The organism is Eikenella corrodens (assembly GCF_900187105.1).
GTDB lineage: Bacteria > Pseudomonadota > Gammaproteobacteria > Burkholderiales > Neisseriaceae > Eikenella > Eikenella corrodens.
In genome coordinates this window covers 1,775,355-1,793,766 of sequence record NZ_LT906482.1, presented here as the reverse complement: position 1 = coordinate 1,793,766, position 18,412 = coordinate 1,775,355, and the positions used below count along the sequence as shown (strand labels likewise).

Genomic DNA, 18,412 nt, shown 5'->3' with positions numbered 1-18,412 from the left:
TGTTGTATAGGCGTAGGTGTCAGTCAGATCCATCCGACTCGGCATTGGTGTTTGCTTTTTTACCCAACAAGCTGCTGGAAACGAAAAGTAAGGCACCGAGGACAATTGCAATATCAGCCAGGTTGAAGGCCGGCCAATGCCAGTCTCGCCAATAGAAATCAAAGGAATCCACAACATAGCCGCGAAAGACCCGGTCAATCAGGTTGCCCATGGCGCCACCGAGGATAAGACTGTAAGCGATGGCTTCTCCTTTATGACGATTTTCAAGGATCAGCTTGATCAGAAAAATCGAGACCACTACCGCGATTCCGATAAAAAAGTAGCGCTGCCAGCCTCCACCATTCGCAAAAAGACTGAATGCGGCACCGGTGTTCCATAGGTGCACCCAGTTAAAGAACGGGGTCACCGAAACATACTCGCCATAGGCCATTGATTGCTGCACCAGCCACTTTACAGCCTGATCAGACGCTGCCAGCAGGCCCGATATGGACAATAGGGCATACGGCGAGAGCTTTTTGCCAATAATGAGCATTATTTAACCCTTCAACGCCAAAATGCGTCTGGCACCGTTAAGTACAATGCCCCCCGCGATGGTGCCGATAATCAGATCCGGATAATTGGAACCGGTCCACGCGACCAGGGCGCCGGCGGTGATGACCCCCAGGTTGATCACCACGTCGTTGGCCGAGAATATCCAGCTTGCCTTCATGTGCGCCCCGCCTTCCCGATGTTTGGATATGAGCAGCAGACAACTGGTATTGGCAATCAATGCGACGAATGCGATAGCCATCATCACCAGCGATTCAGGCTCACTACCGAATACAAAGCGTCTCACCACCTCTACGAGCACGCCCACAGCCAAGATCAGTTGCAGTACACCAGCAAGATGCGCGGCACGTACCTGCATTTTCACGCTATGTCCAACCGCATAAAGGGCAAGCCCGTACACCGCCGCATCGGCAAAATTGTCCAGGGATTCTCCAATCAGGCCGGTGGACCGGGCGATCAAACCGGCAGTCATTTCCACCACGAACAGAAGTGCATTGATGCCGAGCAACCAGCGCAGGGTCCCGGATTCTTGCTTAGCAGAAGCTGCCGAAAACTCGGCGGCCTTGATGGTCTCCGGATTTGCAGCGACGGTTTCCTGAAGCGAGGCGCCTAGCCCCAAGGTCTTCAGTTTCGAGGTGACGGGCTCGACCTCGCCGTCATGCACGACCTTCAGCCGGCGGTTCGACAAGTCGAAGGACAGCGCCCGAATCTCCTCAAAGCCGTTCAGGGCTAGGCGAATCATTCGTTCTTCTGATGGACAGTCCATCTTCGGCACGGCATAAACACTGACCCATCTCCCTGGCGCCTCGGAGGAGGCCTGTATATCGGTATCCGCTGCGGACGTTGCATCACCGCCACAGGCGCCACCACAGGATTTGCTCATGATACTACATCCACTTGAACAATGTTGTGGTACCATTTTAAACTATAAAGCTACTATAAGGTCAATAGAGTAAAGAATCCGTTGGGGAGGAGGCTGATGCGCATTGGTCAGTTGGCGCGGTTGGTAGGGGTCGAAACACAGACGATCCGCTTCTATGAACAGCAGGGCTTATTGCCGCCGCCTGATCGGCAGGACAACGGTTACCGTGTCTATACCGAGAAGCATGGTGAGGGGCTGGCCTTCATCCGTCGCTGCAGAATCCTGGGCCTGTCACTGGCTGAGATTCACGAACTACAGAGCTATCAGGACGACCCTCATCAGCCTTGTACCGCCGTCAACGCCTTGCTCGATGATCACATCTCTCATGTGCGGTCGCAGATAACCGCTCTGCAAGCGCTTGAGAAACAACTCGTTTCACTGAGAGCGAGTTGCAACGATGACCGGGAAGTTGAGGCGTGTGGGGTTCTTGCTGGAATTAGCGAAGGAAACATGCACCAGCAGTAGGTGAAGCATCAACCAGATAATCCGATGAGATGCTAGTCTGTCTCACTCTCATGCAAAGGTAAGATCAACCATTTAATCCGCTTACCCGATATATGAAACTTGCCGTGCCGAAGAGGTTTATCTGATAGCAAATTATCCCGTTCCCCAGCCGGTAAAGGCTACCTGAAAACCTTACTTCGCTTGTCATCTACGCTATGCTCAAACATCACCCCCACGCCCCCATCTTGCTGGCCTATCTGCGCGTGTTTGCCATGTCGGTGGCCGCTTTTGTGGTATGCACCACCGAATTCATCCCCATCGCCATGCTTACCGACATCGGCAAGGGCTTTAATATGTCTGCCGCCGACACGGGCATCATGATTACCGTGTATGCCTGGGTGGTGTCGCTGGCTTCGCTGCCGCTGATGCTGCTGGTGGCCAATGCGGAGCGGCGCAGGCTGCTGCTTGCGTTGTTTGTTGTGTTTGTGGCCGGGCATGGACTGTCTGCCGTGGCTTGGAGCTTTCCCGTGCTCCTGGCTTCGCGTGTGCTGATTGCCTTTACCCATGCGCTGTTTTGGGCCATTACCGCCTCGCTGGTGATGCGCCTGGCGCCGGCGGGCAGGCGGCAGCAGGCTTTGGGCTGGATGTCGTTGGGCACTTCCATGGCCACGGTGTTGGGCTTGCCACTGGGGCGGCTGGTGGGGCAGTGGCTGGGCTGGCGGTTTACCTTCGCACTGATCGGCGTGCTGGCCTTGGGCGTGATGGTGCTGTTGGCCAAAATCCTGCCGCACCTGGAAAGCAAAAACGCGGGTTCGCTCAAAAGCTTGCCGCTGTTGGCCAAACGCCCACGCCTGTTGGGGATGTATGCGATGGCGGTGCTAATTGTGAGCGCGCATTTCACGGCCTATAGCTACATCGAGCCTTATGTGCTGGAAATCACCCATATGCCGCCGGATACGGCCACGGCGCTGTTGCTGGTGTTCGGTTTGTCTGGTATGGCGGCCAGCTGGCTGTATTCGCGCTTCTACCCGAAACACCCCAACCCCACCCTGATTGGCTCGGCGGTGCTGCTGCTGGTGTCATTACTGCTGTTTAAGCCTTTAGGCGACAGTACGGCGGCGATGTTTGCGCTCTCGCTGGTCTGGGGCATCGGTATCGGTGTGCTGGGCTTGAGCATGGTTGCACACGTGATCCGCTATGCGCCGGATGCCACCGATGTGGCCAATGCGATTTACTCGGGCAGCTACAACATCGGCATCGGCGGCGGCGCGCTCTTAGGCGGCATCATCTCGCGCCACTGGGGGTTGGGCGCACTAGGCTGGGTAGGCGCTACCCTTGCCGTTGCTGCGCTGGCAGTATTCGCGTGGACGCAGCTTGGCTTTAAAACAAAGCCGGCTTGAGATTGAGTGGTCGAGTCGATAAAAAGACTGGCTAACAACCACCAACTCAACTACTGCCTACCATACAAAAGGCTACCTGAAAATGCTTGTCGGCACTTTCAGGTAGCCTTTATCTATGCGCTAGCTGCTCATATTCTTTTCGGTTCCATGAACGCTCTAATTTGCGTTTACTCCTGATAATCAACCAACCCCAACCGATTGCTGGACGGATCGACAAATTCCACTGCCCATCCGGTACGGATACGGAATGGCTCGCTTAGGAAACGGATATTCCTACCCTGCAATACGGCATATTTTGCCCGCACATCTTCCACTTCAATCCACAAAGTAGGAGCCATATCGGGGAATTTTTTCCGTTCTTTGAGGATGATGGCGGCTTCTTCGTTACCTACCCGAAAAGCCACCATGCCGTTTTCAGAAAAGTCGAATTTAACGGGCAAATCCAGCACATCTTGGTAAAAGCGGCAGCTTGTAGCAAGATCATCGGCGGGAAAGAAAAAATTAGGGGCTGTCCTAGATAACCAGGAATATTCAAAATTGATTAAAATATTCCTATGAGAAAAAGTCGCCTCAGCCAGCCCGTTCAAAACAAACTGATCGAATTGTTCGTTGCAGGAGCAACTGCCCGTACTGCCGCTGAATTGGCCGGAGTCAATAAAAACACCGCTGCCTACTACTTTCACCGTTTACGCTTGCTTATCTTTAATCGTTGCGAACACTTGGAAATGTTTGATGGAGAAGTAGAAGCAGATGAAAGCTATTTTGGCGGCTGCCGCAAAGGCAAACGCGGTCGCGGAGCAGCCGGAAAAGTGGTGGTATTCGGACTGTTGAAGCGTAACGGTAAGGTTTACACCGTTACCGTAGCCAATACGCAGTCGGCTACCCTGCTGCCGACTATCCGGGAGAAGGTAAGGCCGGACAGCGTGGTTTATACTGATTGCCACAGTGCCTACAATGTATTGGATGTTAGCGAGTTTAACCACTTGCGCATCAATCACCGTACCTGTTTTGCAGACAGGCAAAACCACATTAACGGGATTGAGAACTTCTGGAGTCAGGCCAAACGCCATTTGCGTAAATTCAACGGCATTCCGAAAAAGCATTTCGAGCTGTATTTGAAAGAGTGCGAATGGCGATTTAACAACAATGAAATGAAATCTCAAATTGCCATGTTAAAACAAGGGGCTTAGGAAGCAAAATTTATTTTAAAGGATTTTCCCGCAACATTCTCAGCAGTATTTTATATAAATCATCATGCCTGTGATTGAAGCGGAACTCGGTTTCTTTTAAATGCAGGTAAAACGTATGTTTCGGCACCCCGTTAAATTGCACCAAGCGATGCTTGGCGTAACTCCAAAAAGATTCAATACCGTTAATATGCCGCGTACCACGGACAAACTCATTGTCACCATGATGTACCCTGAAATGTTTGGCAAAACCCATGTCAACCAATCCCTGATAACCGCGCCAACCGTCGGTATTGATGACACTCTCGATACCGACACGACCTCTAATGACCTTTTGCAGCGTTGCCTTGGAGGCATCGGGAACAATCTCGGTATAAACCTTGTCCCCGCGTTTCAAAATGCCGAAAACGATGGTTTTCCCACCCGCACCGCGCCCGCGTTTGCCTCTGATGCGTTTGGCACCAAAATAGGATTCGTCCAATTCTACAATGCCGTATAAAGGTGCCTGCCTCCCGCATTCGTCAGCCAAACGCCGGCGCAATTTCAGGTACAGGTTATTGACACTTCTGATGCTGACACCCGTCAGTTTTGCGGTATCGGAGGCAGTCAAATCCAAAGCAAACAGCCGCAGGAGCTGGCGAAATTTGGGCTCGGTAATTTTACTGAACTTTTGGTACTTGTTTTTTAAATTTATTTCAGAAGCTTATCACTATATTGAGTGATTTTGCTTCCTAAGCCCCAAAACAAATAGTAAAAGATAGTCTAACTTAGTTATCTAGGACAGCCCCAAAAATTATCGTACTTCATGATTTTCCTCCTTACTAAGAATTTGTTAGCACTACCGCTCTTCCACTGTTATTCCATTAAGATCGCCTGAAACAACACTGTTCAGTAGTCGATCTTCAGGGTTTCTTCAGCCACGCCGGCTACAGCCGGGGAGCGGGTGATGGAGAGTTTTTCTTCGGCGGAAAAGCCGATGGTTTCGCCATCTTGCAGGGTAACGTTTTGCGAGATAAGGTAGTCGCTGATGTTGCACAGGAAAGCGTGCAAATCGGCAGGCTCTTGTTCGCTGTTGAGGATTTCGAGCTCCATTTTGTTGAATTGCTCCAGGCCGATGGTGTAGGCACTGCTTCCTTCTTCGCTGCCGTAGAGGCCGATAAATATCCAGGCGGGAATGGGTAGTTCGTTTTCGTGCAGGCTGCTGCATACGTCGCGGTAGAAATCGGGGGCGAAAACGGTGCCGGAGGTGTAGATGCCGATGCTGTTTTCGTCGGCCAGGGCGGCGCAGGCCAGTTTGCTGTAGAGCGCCATCACGTCGACCGGGGTAGCGTCGGTTTCGCCAAGAGGCATCACGACAAGCAGGATGTGCGCCTGATGTTTGGCGGTTTCCTCCACGGCTTCCGGCCAGTAGTAATTAAAGGCGGCATTTTGTTCGGCTTCGCCGTCGGGCAGCGGCGCAGGCATGAGGGAGAGGGCGCAGAGCAGGCCGTTTACGTTGAAGTTGAGGATGCCGTCTTCGTTGGTGATGCCTTCGCCTTCGTCCGGGCTGATGCCCCATTCGTGTTGCAGGGTATGCAGGAAGCGGGCGGGGTCGAAACGGTTTTCTTTCAGCAGGACAAAGCCTTGGGCGTGGCGCATGATGAGCCTTTCGGGAATGAGTGGGAAAGTGGGCAGTATAAGGGGGATGGCGGTAAAAAGGCTATCTGAAAATATTTGGGGGTTTTCAGGTAGCCTTAGTTTGCTTTCCACTGCGGCTCACACGATGGTTTGCTTGCCGTAGCTTTCGATGATCTCCTTTATCCGCAGCATGGTTTCTTTGGGCGGGGGAGACACGCCTTTGAGCTTGTATTCGTCGCCGCACAGCTCCCATTTATGGGCGCCGAGTTCGTGGTAAGGAAGGAGTTCCACGGTGTCAGCGTTGGGCATATCGGCAATGAATTCGCCGAGCAGATGGGCGGAGCGGTCGTCGTCTGTGTAGCCGGGCACGACCACATAGCGGATGCGGGTGGGCTGGCCTCGGTCGGCCAGATAGCGGGCAAAGTGCAACACTTTGGTGTTGGGGATGCCGACCAGCACTTTGTGAATCTCGGGATCAATTTGTTTAAGATCAAGCATAACGAGATTGGTGTTGTCCAGCAGCTCTTCCATAGCGCTGTCGTAGTGCAGGGCGTAGCCGTTGGTGTCGAGACAGGTATGGATGTCGTGCTCGCGGCAGGCCACAAACCAATCGCGGATGAATTGGTATTGCAGCAGGGGCTCGCCGCCGGTAGCCGTTACACCGCCGCCGGTGGCGCGGAAGTAGTGTTTGTAGGAGAGCACTTGCTGCATGAGCTGGGGCACGGTGAAGTGCAGCTCTTTTTCGCTGTGCCTATCCCAAGTGTCGCGGTTGTGGCAGTAGAGGCAGCGCATCAAGCAGCCCTGCATGAAGAGGACGAAACGCAGGCCGGGGCCGTCTACGGCACCGCCAGTTTCTACGGAGTGGACGTAGCCGATGCCTTCGTAGGGGCGGGCGCGGGTGTCAGGCTGCTTTTTAGGCGAAGTATCGGAACTAATAGGGATGGTTTCTGGCATGGTGGTTGGCGTGTGTTGTTTTCAGGTAGCCTTTATGGCTTGAAGCGTTTAGGTAGAAGACTGAAAGCCTGCCCTACCCTGTTTGGGCTATAAATGTTCAGGTAGCCTGGGCACAGGAGTGAGGCTACCTGAAAACCGGAATAAACAAAAGTGCCGGAAGGGATTCCGGCACTGATTCCAGCTAGCTGGGCATGATTACATCCGGCTGGTGAAGGTGCGGGTGATCACGTCTTGCTGCTGCTCTTTGGTGAGCGAGTTGAAACGCACGGCATAGCCGGACACACGGATGGTGAGTTGCGGATATTTTTCCGGGTGTTCCATCGCATCCATCAGCATTTCGCGGTTGAGCACGTTTACGTTGAGGTGCTGGCCGCCTTCCACACCAGCTTCGTGGTGGAAGTAGCCGTCCATCATACCGGCCAGGTTGCGTTCGCGGGAGCTTTCGTCTTTGCCCAGTGCGCCGGGGATGATGGAGAAGGTGTAGGAAATACCGTCTTTGGCAAACTCAAACGGCAGTTTGGCTACAGAAGTCAGCGAAGCCACCGCACCGCTCACATCACGGCCGTGCATGGGGTTGGCACCCGGGCCGAACGGCGCACCGGCACGGCGACCATCCGGGGTATTACCGGTTTTCTTACCATATACCACGTTCGACGTAATGGTCAGTACCGATTGGGTCGGGATGGCGTTGCGGTAGGTCGGGTGAGTGGATACTTTCTTCATGAAGCGCTCTACCAAATCGCAGGCAATGCTGTCCACGCGGTCGTCGTTATTACCGAACTGTGGGTATTCGCCTTCGATTTCGAAGTCCACGGCAATCCCGTTTTCGTCGCGAATCGGTTTCACTTTGGCATATTTGATGGCAGACAGCGAGTCGGCAGCCACAGACAGACCGGCAATACCGCAAGCCATAGTACGGCGCACATCGCGGTCGTGCAGCGCCATCAGGGCGGCTTCGTAGCTGTATTTGTCGTGCATGTAGTGGATGATGTTCAGCGCGGTTACGTATTGGGTGGCCAGCCAGTCCATGAAGCTGTCCATGCGGGTCATCACGGTGTCGTAGTCCAATACTTCGTCTTTAATCGGCTCGGTTTTCGGGCCGACCTGGTCTTTGGATTTTTCGTCCACGCCGCCGTTGATGGCGTACAGCAGGGTTTTGGCCAGGTTGGCGCGTGCGCCGAAGAACTGCATCTGTTTGCCGATTACCATCGGGCTCACGCAGCAGGCGATGGCGTAGTCGTCGCTGTTGAAGTCGGGGCGCATCAGGTCGTCGTTTTCGTATTGGATAGACGAAGTATCGATCGACACTTTGGCGCAGAACTCTTTGAAGCCTTGCGGCAGTTGTTCCGACCACAACACGGTGATGTTCGGTTCGGGAGACGGGCCCATGTTGTACAGGGTGTGCAGCACGCGGAAGTTGGTGCGGGTGACCAGCGTGCGGCCGTCCAAGCCCATGCCGCCGATGGATTCGGTGGCCCAAATCGGGTCGCCAGAGAAGAGTTGATCGTATTCAGGCGTGCGCAGGAAACGAACCATACGCAGTTTCATCACCAGGTGGTCGATGAATTCCTGTGCCTGGCTTTCGGTGATCACACCATTTTTCAGATCGCGCTCAATGTAGATATCCAAGAAAGAAGACACGCGACCGAAGCTCATTGCGGCGCCGTTTTGCGATTTCACGGCGGCGAGGTAGGCAAAGTAAGTCCATTGGATGGCTTCTTGCGCGTTTTTGGCCGGGCCGGAAATATCGTAGCCGTAAGAGGCTGCCATTTCCTTCATCTGTTTCAGCGCAATATGCTGCTCGTTGATTTCTTCGCGCAGGCGGATAACGCTTTCCAAGTTTTGGCCAGATTCCAAATCGGCTTGCAAAGAATGATACTGCTCGGTTTTGTCTTCCATCAGGCGGTCGATACCGTAAAGCGCCACACGGCGGTAGTCGCCGATGATGCGGCCACGACCGTAGGCATCGGGCAAACCAGTTAAAACGCCCGATTTCCGGCAGCGGCGGATGTCGGGCGTATACACATCAAACACACCTTGGTTGTGGGTTTTGCGGTATTTGGTGAAGATTTCTTCCACTTCAGGATTCAGTTCCACGCCGTAGATTTTGCAAGAATCTTTCACCATTTTCAGGCCGCCGAAAGGCATGATGGAACGTTTCAGCGGCTCGTCGGTTTGCAGGCCAACGATGGTTTCCAAATCTTTATCGATATAGCCGGGACCGTGGCTAGTGATGCCGGAAACAATTTGCGCATCAATCTTATACGGCGCGTGGGTTTTATTCTCAACCTTAATGCCTTCCATCACTTCCGCCCACAGCTTGGTGGTGGCTTCAGTGGCCGGAGCCAAGAAACTGCCATCGCCTTCATAAGGGGTGTAGTTCTTCTGGATGAAATCACGCACATCGATGCTGTTTTCCCAATCGCCACCTGCAAAGCCTGCCCAAGCAGCTGGACGTTCTATTGCTGAAGCCATATTAACCTCCTGTTTAGTATGAGCAAATAAAATAACGTTGCCAATTAAAATTCACTGTAAAGAATAGCACGCTCCATGCCACTTTGGGCAGAAAACTCTAGTTAATCAGCCTTCCATTGATGTAAATCAAACTTTGTCTTTTAATTATTATTTATCAACAGATTAGAAGCATAAGTGATTCAGGTAGCCTTTCCTGTATCTATACCCTGCTCTGCCCACAATTCCGGCTGACTACCCTGTGGCAACAGGTGGCTGATGCCCAAGCCGATAAGCCGGTAGTCGCGGCCGGCAGGCATGCGCTGAGCCAGCTGTCGGGCGGCCTGCTCCAGCGCGGCAGCATCGGGCAGGACGGAGGAATAGGTTTGCGAGCGGGTGAGGATGTGGAAATCGGCGGTTTTCAGCTTGAGCGTGAGCGTGTGCGCCTGCACTTGTTTGCGCTGCGCCTGCGCCCATAAATCCTTCGCCAAATCAGCCAGGTGGCGGACGATTTTACTAAGCGGCAAATCTTGCGGCAGGGTGATTTCGGTGGAAATCTGCAAACGCTCGCGCTGCGGCTGCACCGGGCGGTTGTCGATGCCGCGGGCGAGGTCGTAGAGGCGGTAGCCCCAGCGGCCGAATAGGTTAACCAATTCGCCGCGCTGCATTTTTTGCAAATCCCCGGCCGTTTGCAGGCCGAGGGCGTGCATTTTTTGCAGAGTCTTTTTGCCCACGCCGGGAATTTTGCCCAGCGGCAGGGTGAGCAAAAATTGGGCGATGCGCGGCGGCGGGATCACGAATTGGCCGTTGGGCTTGCGCCAATCGGAAGCGATTTTGGCGAGAAACTTATTCGGCGCGATACCAGCCGAGGCGGTGAGGCCGGTTTGGCGCAGGATTTCGGCACGGATAGCAGCGGCGATTTCGCTGGCATAAGGCAGGTTTTGCTTGTTATGAGTAACGTCCAGATAGGCTTCGTCCAGCGAGAGCGGCTCGACTAAATCGGTGTGCTGCCGGAACACGGCATGAATCTGCTGCGACACTTCGCGATACAGATGAAAACGCGGCGGCACAAACACAGCCTGCGGGCACAGCCGCCGCGCAGTGGCGGCGGGCATGGCCGAATGCAGCCCGAAACGCCGCGCCTCATAGGAAGCGGCGCACACCACCGAACGGCCGCCCTCCCAAGCCACCACCAAAGGCTTGCCGCGCAGATGCAGCTGCTCGCGCAGCTCTACCGAGGCGTAGAACGCGTCCATATCGATGTGGATGATTTTGCGGGCGGCAGGCATGGCTAGCTGGGCGAATGGGGAAGATACGGATTATAACGGAAGCACAATCTCGTTTCAGGTAGCCTAATCTCAGCAAGCTGCTATAAGTGAGTCTGCCCTCCTACCGCTTGCTGATATAACCACGAAAGTTCTATATCACACGCTTACTAAAAGGCTACCTGAAAGTTAGCTTCATCAAAATTCCGCTCCGCTTTCAGGTAGCCTTTTACGTACCTACTCCCTACTCCTGCGCCTCCCTCGCTGCCGGCCGTTGCAAATGCCGCTGCATATAGATTGCAAACGGCTCAACGTTTGGCACCACTTGGGTGCGGAACATGCCCCAAGCCAAGAGGCCGCTCAAGTATAAATCGAGCGCACTAAAGTGTTGTCCCACAGCGTATTCGCGGCCGTCGGCCAGCAGGGTTTGCAGGGTGTGCAACGCGGTATCGAAATCGCCATAGCCGATAGAGCGGCGCCGATCTTCGCTCTGAGGCACTTGCTGCCAGCGGTCGAGAATGGCGTATTCGAGCTGCGTGCCAAACCACAGCCAGCGGTAGTATTGCCCGCGCTCCGGCGTGCCCGCAGCCGGGATCAGCCTTTTTTCGGGGAAAAGCTCGGCCAGATAGGTGAGGATGGCGGGCAGCTCGGTAATCACTTGTCCGGCGTGCTTAATGGCGGGCACTTTGCCCATCGGGTTGATGGCCAAATAATCCGCCTCTTTGAGCTGCGAGTAATCCAGCGTCACGGTGTCGTAATCCGCGCCGCATTCGGCCAGCATCCAGCGTACATTGTTGCCGCGCGAAGGGTGCACGGTATAGAGGGTGATTTTTCTCATGATATTTCCTTTTAAAACAGTTGATTGTGCTTTCAGGTAGCCTGAAGTGCCGCCATGATACGCCATGGCTGTGTCAGTTTTTGTCAGCAGCCAAGGCCATAGCTGAAACGAAATCAACACTAGCGGCTCAAATCAAACGCGCTCAAATCCAGCCCTTCCTGCTGCCGCCAGCATTGCAGCAGCAGGCGGTGCTGCATGGGATAGGCCGCGCCGATTTGGGCTTGCGTGATGCGTTCGCAGCGGAAATGGCGGAAGGCCTGCCGCAATGTGCACCAGGCCGCCAACAGCCGCACATCATCCAAATAGCCCAGCGCCACCGGCCACACCGTGCGCCTGCTGGCCTGCCCGCGCAAATCCGTATAGCTGAAGCTGAGCGCCGTTTCCTGCCGCAAAGCCTGCCGCACCAGCGCCAACACCTGCGCTTCGCCGCTCCCATACGCCGTGCCGCCCATCGGATACACCGCATGCGCCGCCGCCTGCTCGGCCAGGCGTGCCGGCAACACCGCGTGCACCTTGCCCAACACCGAGCGCGCCGCCTCAGCCATTTCGCCGTCGGCATGCGCTGCCGCCCAACGCATGCCCAACATCAGCGCTTCCAGCTCGTTTTCGCTAAACATCAGTGGCGGCAGATTGCAATCCCGCTGCAACACAAAACCCACGCCTGCTTCCCCGCCAATCACCGCGCCCTGACCGCGCAAGGTATCGATATCGCGATACACCGAGCGCACGCTGATGCCCAGCTCCTGCGACAACAGCCGCGCACTTTTCGGATGGCGGCTGGCACGCAGAAGCTGCAAGAGTTTGAGCAGGCGGTCGGTACGGCTGGGCATGATGAATCTCCGGATGGTTTTTCAGGTAGCCTGACTGCTTGAATGGGAGGCTACCTGAAAATAATTAGGGATGATACCGCATTTGCAGTTGACAGCGGCAAGCTGGATAAACTCCAACTAAGCAGTCGATACACTTCCCATCTGAGAGAGCTAACTACATGCTACCTGAAAACTGATAAGAACAAGCCAACACCAGCAACGGCGTGGCACTTGCTGCATGATGGTTCAGCTCACCGAAAAAGGCTACCTGAAAGTTTCAGGTAGCCTTTTTGCATGAATTTATTTTAAACCAGAGCTGTTGGTTCGCTTGACCGCACTGCCCGATCCATGCACGGCTCACCACATTGCCCGGATTCAAAGCAAATCCACTCTAGCCGCCATAGCCATCAACCTTGCTCGCGGAAACCTTCCCCCTTAAACACTCTCCGCGGATTGCCGCGCTCCACTTGGTAGAGCGATTTGTGCGCATCGGCGGCATGCTGTCGCAGGGCGGTTTGGTGGTGTTCGGCCAGCTTGAGCGCGAGTAGCCCCAGCGCACGTTTTTTATTGGCGTGCTGGCTGCGCTCGCCCTCGGCACGCACGGCAATGCCGCTGGCGAGGTGGACGGCGCGCACGGCGGATTCGGTTTTGTTCACATGCTGCCCGCCTTTGCCGCCGGCACGGCAGGTTTGGAATTCGATGCCTTCGCTTTCCGGCAGCGCGGGAATTTCAGGTAGCCTGAACACGCCGATATACCAGTTTTTGCGCGGGTGCTGCGGCCGCAGCGGGCTGGGGCACACCCATTGCAGCGTGCCCTGCCAGCCTGTGGCCAGGCTTTCGGCACGGCTGCCGGAGAGTTTGAGCACGGCGGAGAGGATGCCGTGTTTGCTCGGGGTTTGTTCCAATATTTCGGCCTCCACGCCTGCCGCTTCAGCCTCACGCAGGATTTTTTGCAGGGCAAAACGAGCAAACATCTGACATTCGGCCGGGCCTTGGGCGGTAGAAATTTGCAGATAAATCATGGTTTAATTCCTTTTCATTTTCGACCGGAACGAATGCTTGGCATCGAAGCCTTTGTTACCGATTTTGTCTTTATCAGGCACAGCCGGGCTGGTTTCGGCCTCGCTTTTGAGCTGCTACAGGTATTCGCACAGGTGTTGCCACACGATATCGGGGTTGAAGTACACACCGAGGCTGGAGAGTTGCGGGTTTTCAGCAAAATCTTGGCGACTGTCGAGCCGGGTGGGTCGGTTTGGGTCGGCGTAATAGACGAGCAGCAGCGGCGTATGGCGGTATTTGGCGATTATGGGATGGCTGCGGCTGCAGCGGCGGGGGCTGAAGTCGGGCGTTTGGTAGTGGCGATACCCCGGCCAATAGTAGTTATGGCATTGCGGCAGGCAGTATTCGCTGCCGTCGAGAAAGCGCACCATACTCAGGGGAAAGCGGTGGCGGCGGTGTTGCAGATACACGGTATCGATGTCGTATGAGCTATACACCTGCTTCTCGGTGGCAAACAGAAACACGCGCAGGTTACCGATATACAGCTCGGATACTACGGCGCAGGCACCGTACTCCTTCTTCCACTCGGCCGGCGGCTTAGGCAGGCTGCGCAGGATTTCGGCTTCGGGGCTCTGGCGGCGATCGAACACCAGCACGGGATCGATACCGTATTTGGCCACTTTGTGATCATAAAAATCTTTAAATTTACTGATGATTTTCATAGCCTCACTCCCCACAGCCACCGCTGGTTTTATAAGTGAGCACCGGTTTGAGGCGAGCGATCGGCTCGATCAGGCCGGCCTGCCGCATGGCTTCGATGATGCTGTCGATGTTTTTGTAGGCCTGCGGGGCTTCTTCGTACACCAAAGCTTTGTCGGCGCACACCACGATGCTGCCGAAGGCAGTGCGGCGCAGGCTGTCGGCACTGTATTTGTGCGACAGGCGGCCTTTGCATTCGCCACGCTGCCATTTGCGGCCGGCGCCGTGGGCGAGTGAATTGAGGGCGATACTGCAATCGGCGGCCGGTTCGACCAGATAGCTGTAATCGCCGCGCGAACCGGGAATCAGCACCAAACCGCAGTCGGATGGCGTGGTGCCTTTGCGGTGCAACCAGCCGGTTTCGCCACCAATTTCAGTGTACTGCAGGAAGTTGTGGTGCACATCGAGCAGGCAGCGGCCTTCGGCGTGCCAACGCTCCAGCATACGCTCGGCAATCAACAGCCGGTTGGCACGGGCAAAAGCCAGCGCGTCGTTGTGTTCAGCCAAATAGGTAGCGGCTTCGGAGCTGTTTTCAGGTAGCCCTTGGTGGCCGTGTGCATCCACATGGCGACGCAAAATCTGCTGGCCAAGCCCACGCGAGCCGCTGTGCACGAGCAGCTGTAGGCAATCGGTATCGAAGTTTTCAGGTAGCCTTTCGGGGCGGTAAACGGTATCCACAGTTTGCAATTCGGCAAAGTGGTTACCACCGCCAATGCTGCCTAAGGCTACCTGAAAAGGATGCTGCGGCAAGATTTCGTTAATCCGTGCCTGCCAGCTTTCATCCAGCGACGCATCGATGCTGCCAAGCTGTTTGGCCAGCTTGGCGGGTTTGGCTTTGTATGCGGCCAAATCGGTTTGCCACAGCGCCATGCCACAGCCAATATCATTACCGATGAGCGCAGGGTAAAAATGGCCAAGGCTGAAAAATGCCGCGCCGATGGGATAACCGCGCCCGGCGTGCAAATCGGGCATACCGGCTACCCGGCGCATCTGCGGCAGGCGGGCAGTGGTTTGGAGTTGTTGGATGGCGTTGCCTTCAATCCAGGTGTTTGAATCGGCTATTAAAACAATGTTTTCAGAAATGATTTGGGGATTTTGTGTGCCCATAATGTACTTTCTTGCGGCGGATAAACCCATTTGCGCACAGTTCTGCCAAGCACGCGTAAATACGGTGGCAATAGCTTGAAACGGCAAATAAATTTATCCGCAGAATGCAAATGGCAGGCGCAACAAAGCAGCGCATTAAATGCAGTTTGCAAAATAATGAGAAAGCAGCCCGAAGCGGGCGGCACAGAAAAAGGGAATGGCCTTAGGCTTCTGAGCTGCAAAGGATTGAACGGAGGATTGAAGTGTACGGCATAGCCAGCTCCTTTCTTTGCAGTGGTGAATAAATAATGAAAACCCGCGCATAGTAGCGGCCGGATACTAGCTGAGGCAAGTGCATGGCAGAAAAGGCAGGAGGATTGTTGTATTTTTCCCGCACCATACCAGGTGTGGCAAACAATAAAAACCGGCTGTCTAATAGATTAGACAGCCGGTTTCGAATATGGCAATTAGCCCATGTTGCGCTCGGCGTTAATCAGAGAACGGCGAGCCAAAGCCAAGTTAGCTTTGCTTCTGTCCAATACAGAGTACAGGAACAGACCATCATGACGGGGCAGCGGACGCAATAGGTGATATTGAGTGCCCAAAGTCATCAGGATGTCTTCGATTTCATCTTTCAGGCCAAGCATCTGCATGGTTTTGTTTTTGGCACGCATCACCTCAGTGTTGCCTGCGGCGGCAATTTCCAAATCAATGGAAGGGCTACCACCACCGGCCAACAACATGCCGCTGGAGTAATCCACTACTGCGGCAGCCAGGGCGCCATCCACGTTCAGCATTTCCGCTACGGTTTTATCGTAATTCATTTTCTACAAGATCTCCACAAAAACAAAATAAAAACAAACAGTTCATACTTCCCGAAACTAATTCATACTCTCTATTTTGTAACTCAGGAAGGTTTGGCAGGCTTTATTATCCCAAAAATATCACCTACTTCTCTTAGTGAACCAAACTAGGCAGCTGGCTAGAAAAGCTTTTCTGCCATGTCCAACACTGAATCGCAGTATATGCCTTTTGCTTTTCAAAGTAAATATTAACACCGACATAATTGTATGCATTTGATACATAGCTGCTTCAAGCATATACGCTCAAGCCCCACACCCCTCTTTTCAACAGAAAAATAATCAATAAAAATCAAAAATCTACGCACAAAAAGCACTACCCATGCAGCCAATCTTTTTCACTACATAACACTATTTTTTCAGCTATTTTTTGTTTCAAACACACCGCACCCACCCTATTTCCGCTATCTAGCACAGCAAAGAAGACCTTTACACAACGCAGGCTTATAATCCTATTTTCCCTCTTTTTCAGGTAGCCTCACATGACACAACCCATCTGGCAAGCCGGGCGTTTCCGCATCGATTTATCCACGCCCAAAATCATGGGCATCATCAACCTCACCCCCGATTCCTTCTCCGACGGCGGCACCTACTCCCGCAGCAGCAGCGCCGCCCTCGCCCATGCCGAACGCCTGCTGACCGAAGGCGCACACATTCTTGATATCGGCGGCGAATCCACCCGCCCCGGTGCCGCCCACGTCTCCCCCGAAGAAGAATGGGCACGGCTGCAACCCATCGTGAGCGAAATCATCAAATGGGACGTCCCCCTCAGCGTGGACACCCGCCGCAGCACCATCATGCAACGCCTGCTCGGTAATGGCCTGGCCGACATCATCAACGACGTATCCGCCCTAGAAGACAGCGGCGCCATCGAACTGCTCGCCGCCCACCCCAACACCGGTATCTGCCTGATGCACATGCAGGGTTTGCCCGAAACCATGCAAAACAACCCGCAATACCAAGATGTGGTGGCCGAAGTAGCAGGCTACCTGAAAGCCCGTGCCCAAACCTGCCAAGCCGCCGGCATCCGCTCCGAACGCATCGTGCTCGACCCCGGCATCGGCTTTGGCAAAAACCTCCAGCACAACATCCAACTCATGCGCCACCTGCCCGATTTGCAAGCACAAACTGATCTGCCCCTACTCATCGGCGTATCGCGCAAACGCATGATCGGCGAAATCACCGGCGAGACCGACCCCACACAGCGCATCCACGGTAGCGTAGCCGCCGCCCTCTATGCCGCCGAACGCGGCGCCGCGATCCTGCGCGTGCACGACGTGAAAGCCACCGCCGACGCATTGAAAGTGTGGCAGGCTTTGCACTAGGCTGTTGCGGCATTAAAAAAGCTACCTGAAACTGTTTTAGCTCTGTGAGTTTCTGCAGAGCTAAAACAGTTTCAGGTAGCCTTTGCATCAGCCCTGCCTATTGCAAGCCTAGTATCGGCTTGAAGGTGTGCTGAATAGCGAGGAAGTCATCGAAGGAGAGCAAGGGGTTGTCGTTGAAGATGATGTACACCCCGTCGGCTAGCGGGCGCACATCGGGCACTTTCCCGACAAGGCGGCGGATGACTTCGTCGCGGTCATAACCCAAGGCGGTTTGGCACAGGTCGTTATCCCAATAACAGGCGGGACTGAGGGTGTAGATATTGTTGCGGCCATTGGGGGTGATGCCACGGGCTCTTAAATCGTTGTAGGCAGGAACTAAGGAAATAGAAAAGCCGCTGGAATCAAAAGTCGGCGATTCGCCCGGGCGATACCCTTCCTCATAATAAATAGCGTAGTCCACGTAGTAGTTCTCTGCTACTCGTGGTTCAATAATTTCAATTACTTGTGGGAAATTGGTACAAATCACATCATGGAAGTTTACTTTTTTATATTCAGGTTTAAATTCATACCATAATCTATCTATCCCACTGAAATAATTGTCATCCTTCCAACGGCCATAATCAATACGCCTTGTATATTCATATCTTTGATAAACCCTAGGCGTATCAGGGTGTTTATACTGCACATACGGCATCGGTTGCTCATGATGTGGCATTTTAAGGCTGTTTAAATCTACTCCCTTTAGCCCAAACGGTGCATCAATATGGCAGAGTCGTTCTAATAGATAGCGGTGACGGCTTTCAAATGGTTCATTTATATCCGCAATCCTAAATGTTCTGAAAAAAAGACTCTTAATCTCTTCCATTATTTATTTCCCTTTCAACACCTATTATCCCACCTCAGGCTACCTGAAAACTGCCCGCTATATGGGAAACAGCCCTGCGCGG

Annotated in this window: 19 protein-coding genes; 4 read left to right on the top strand and 15 right to left on the bottom strand. The window is 54.0% G+C overall.

Features of this window, described 5'->3' with window-relative positions; translation table 11 throughout:
- Positions 1 to 19: 19 nt before the first annotated feature.
- Together lspA and CKV94_RS09000 are read right to left on the bottom strand one after the other, a co-directional pair.
- The gene (gene lspA / locus CKV94_RS09005; RefSeq protein ID WP_003821921.1) at positions 20 to 532 is read right to left on the bottom strand and encodes a signal peptidase II; all 513 of its coding nucleotides are present in this window, start codon (positions 530 to 532) and stop codon (positions 20 to 22) included.
- Positions 533 to 535: 3 nt separating this feature from the next.
- The gene (locus tag CKV94_RS09000; RefSeq protein ID WP_004364974.1) at positions 536 to 1,432 is read right to left on the bottom strand and encodes a cation transporter; all 897 of its coding nucleotides are present in this window, start codon (positions 1,430 to 1,432) and stop codon (positions 536 to 538) included.
- A 96-nt stretch (positions 1,433 to 1,528) separates the two neighbouring features.
- Between CKV94_RS09000 and cadR the strand changes: the two genes are divergently transcribed.
- A complete protein-coding gene (gene cadR / locus CKV94_RS08995; protein WP_003821923.1) occupies positions 1,529 to 1,936 on the top strand; it encodes a Cd(II)/Pb(II)-responsive transcriptional regulator in 408 nt (135 codons plus the stop codon).
- Positions 1,937 to 2,130: 194 nt separating this feature from the next.
- Positions 2,131 to 3,315: a sugar transporter gene (locus tag CKV94_RS08990; RefSeq protein WP_003821927.1), complete on the top strand. Its 1,185-nt coding sequence runs from the start codon at positions 2,131 to 2,133 to the stop codon at positions 3,313 to 3,315.
- A 167-nt stretch (positions 3,316 to 3,482) separates the two neighbouring features.
- Here CKV94_RS08990 and CKV94_RS08985 read toward each other — a convergent pair whose 3' ends face one another.
- On the bottom strand, positions 3,483 to 3,755 hold the full coding sequence (locus tag CKV94_RS08985; RefSeq protein ID WP_231934010.1) for a VOC family protein: 273 nt from the start codon (positions 3,753 to 3,755) through the stop codon (positions 3,483 to 3,485).
- 114 nt (positions 3,756 to 3,869) lie between these two features.
- On the opposite strand from CKV94_RS08985, the gene CKV94_RS08980 reads away from it, so the two are divergent.
- A complete protein-coding gene (locus tag CKV94_RS08980; RefSeq protein WP_088384379.1) occupies positions 3,870 to 4,505 on the top strand; it encodes an IS1595-like element ISEco1 family transposase in 636 nt (211 codons plus the stop codon).
- A 10-nt stretch (positions 4,506 to 4,515) separates the two neighbouring features.
- Here the strand turns inward: CKV94_RS08980 and CKV94_RS08975 are convergent, their stop codons facing one another.
- The 11 genes from CKV94_RS08975 to CKV94_RS08925 form a co-directional block, all read right to left on the bottom strand.
- Positions 4,516 to 5,196 carry an IS1595 family transposase gene (locus CKV94_RS08975; protein ID WP_049257889.1) on the bottom strand — a complete coding sequence of 227 codons (681 nt, stop codon included), beginning with the start codon at positions 5,194 to 5,196 and terminating at the stop codon, positions 4,516 to 4,518.
- A gap of 194 nt (positions 5,197 to 5,390) precedes the next feature.
- A complete protein-coding gene (locus tag CKV94_RS08970; protein WP_023886315.1) occupies positions 5,391 to 6,140 on the bottom strand; it encodes a DUF4261 domain-containing protein in 750 nt (249 codons plus the stop codon).
- 117 nt (positions 6,141 to 6,257) lie between these two features.
- Positions 6,258 to 7,073: a pyruvate formate lyase 1-activating protein gene (pflA, locus tag CKV94_RS08965; protein ID WP_003821933.1), complete on the bottom strand. Its 816-nt coding sequence runs from the start codon at positions 7,071 to 7,073 to the stop codon at positions 6,258 to 6,260.
- A 195-nt stretch (positions 7,074 to 7,268) separates the two neighbouring features.
- Entirely contained in the window at positions 7,269 to 9,548 is a 2,280-nt protein-coding gene (gene pflB / locus CKV94_RS08960) for a formate C-acetyltransferase (protein WP_003821935.1), read from the bottom strand.
- Between the two features lie 179 nt (positions 9,549 to 9,727).
- A complete protein-coding gene (gene dinB, locus CKV94_RS08955; RefSeq protein ID WP_003821936.1) occupies positions 9,728 to 10,813 on the bottom strand; it encodes a DNA polymerase IV in 1,086 nt (361 codons plus the stop codon).
- Positions 10,814 to 11,033: 220 nt separating this feature from the next.
- Entirely contained in the window at positions 11,034 to 11,627 is a 594-nt protein-coding gene (locus CKV94_RS08950) for a glutathione S-transferase family protein (RefSeq protein WP_035579735.1), read from the bottom strand.
- Between the two features lie 119 nt (positions 11,628 to 11,746).
- Positions 11,747 to 12,457, bottom strand: coding sequence for a helix-turn-helix transcriptional regulator (locus tag CKV94_RS08945; protein ID WP_003821938.1), 711 nt, complete (start codon positions 12,455 to 12,457; stop codon positions 11,747 to 11,749).
- A gap of 386 nt (positions 12,458 to 12,843) precedes the next feature.
- Positions 12,844 to 13,458: a peptide chain release factor H gene (gene prfH, locus CKV94_RS08940; protein WP_003821940.1), complete on the bottom strand. Its 615-nt coding sequence runs from the start codon at positions 13,456 to 13,458 to the stop codon at positions 12,844 to 12,846.
- A gap of 114 nt (positions 13,459 to 13,572) precedes the next feature.
- On the bottom strand, positions 13,573 to 14,157 hold the full coding sequence (locus CKV94_RS08935; RefSeq protein WP_003821941.1) for a hypothetical protein: 585 nt from the start codon (positions 14,155 to 14,157) through the stop codon (positions 13,573 to 13,575).
- A 4-nt stretch (positions 14,158 to 14,161) separates the two neighbouring features.
- A complete protein-coding gene (locus CKV94_RS08930) occupies positions 14,162 to 15,301 on the bottom strand; it encodes an RNA ligase RtcB family protein (RefSeq protein ID WP_035579738.1) in 1,140 nt (379 codons plus the stop codon).
- Positions 15,302 to 15,747: 446 nt separating this feature from the next.
- A complete protein-coding gene (locus tag CKV94_RS08925; protein WP_003821944.1) occupies positions 15,748 to 16,104 on the bottom strand; it encodes a hypothetical protein in 357 nt (118 codons plus the stop codon).
- 518 nt (positions 16,105 to 16,622) lie between these two features.
- On the opposite strand from CKV94_RS08925, the gene folP reads away from it, so the two are divergent.
- On the top strand, positions 16,623 to 17,465 hold the full coding sequence (folP, locus tag CKV94_RS08920) for a dihydropteroate synthase (RefSeq protein ID WP_003821946.1): 843 nt from the start codon (positions 16,623 to 16,625) through the stop codon (positions 17,463 to 17,465).
- 97 nt (positions 17,466 to 17,562) lie between these two features.
- Here the strand turns inward: folP and CKV94_RS08915 are convergent, their stop codons facing one another.
- A complete protein-coding gene (locus CKV94_RS08915; RefSeq protein WP_003821947.1) occupies positions 17,563 to 18,330 on the bottom strand; it encodes a hypothetical protein in 768 nt (255 codons plus the stop codon).
- Positions 18,331 to 18,412: the final 82 nt, after the last annotated feature.

What these genes read in the sequence shown, in the direction of transcription:
- CKV94_RS08970 (WP_023886315.1), bottom strand. Translation starts at nt 6,140, where the DNA reads ATGCGCCACGCCCAAGGCTTTGTCCTGCTGAAAGAAAACCGTTTCGAC.
- cadR (WP_003821923.1), top strand. Translation starts at nt 1,529, where the DNA reads ATGCGCATTGGTCAGTTGGCGCGGTTGGTAGGGGTCGAAACACAGACG.
- prfH (WP_003821940.1), bottom strand. Translation starts at nt 13,458, where the DNA reads ATGATTTATCTGCAAATTTCTACCGCCCAAGGCCCGGCCGAATGTCAG.
- CKV94_RS08915 (WP_003821947.1), bottom strand. Translation starts at nt 18,330, where the DNA reads ATGGAAGAGATTAAGAGTCTTTTTTTCAGAACATTTAGGATTGCGGAT.
- CKV94_RS08950 (WP_035579735.1), bottom strand. Translation starts at nt 11,627, where the DNA reads ATGAGAAAAATCACCCTCTATACCGTGCACCCTTCGCGCGGCAACAAT.
- CKV94_RS08945 (WP_003821938.1), bottom strand. Translation starts at nt 12,457, where the DNA reads ATGCCCAGCCGTACCGACCGCCTGCTCAAACTCTTGCAGCTTCTGCGT.
- pflB (WP_003821935.1), bottom strand. Translation starts at nt 9,548, where the DNA reads ATGGCTTCAGCAATAGAACGTCCAGCTGCTTGGGCAGGCTTTGCAGGT.
- CKV94_RS08990 (WP_003821927.1), top strand. Translation starts at nt 2,131, where the DNA reads ATGCTCAAACATCACCCCCACGCCCCCATCTTGCTGGCCTATCTGCGC.
- lspA (WP_003821921.1), bottom strand. Translation starts at nt 532, where the DNA reads ATGCTCATTATTGGCAAAAAGCTCTCGCCGTATGCCCTATTGTCCATA.
- CKV94_RS08980 (WP_088384379.1), top strand. Translation starts at nt 3,870, where the DNA reads ATGAGAAAAAGTCGCCTCAGCCAGCCCGTTCAAAACAAACTGATCGAA.
- CKV94_RS09000 (WP_004364974.1), bottom strand. Translation starts at nt 1,432, where the DNA reads ATGAGCAAATCCTGTGGTGGCGCCTGTGGCGGTGATGCAACGTCCGCA.
- pflA (WP_003821933.1), bottom strand. Translation starts at nt 7,073, where the DNA reads ATGCCAGAAACCATCCCTATTAGTTCCGATACTTCGCCTAAAAAGCAG.
- folP (WP_003821946.1), top strand. Translation starts at nt 16,623, where the DNA reads ATGACACAACCCATCTGGCAAGCCGGGCGTTTCCGCATCGATTTATCC.
- CKV94_RS08930 (WP_035579738.1), bottom strand. Translation starts at nt 15,301, where the DNA reads ATGGGCACACAAAATCCCCAAATCATTTCTGAAAACATTGTTTTAATA.
- CKV94_RS08935 (WP_003821941.1), bottom strand. Translation starts at nt 14,157, where the DNA reads ATGAAAATCATCAGTAAATTTAAAGATTTTTATGATCACAAAGTGGCC.
- CKV94_RS08925 (WP_003821944.1), bottom strand. Translation starts at nt 16,104, where the DNA reads ATGAATTACGATAAAACCGTAGCGGAAATGCTGAACGTGGATGGCGCC.
- dinB (WP_003821936.1), bottom strand. Translation starts at nt 10,813, where the DNA reads ATGCCTGCCGCCCGCAAAATCATCCACATCGATATGGACGCGTTCTAC.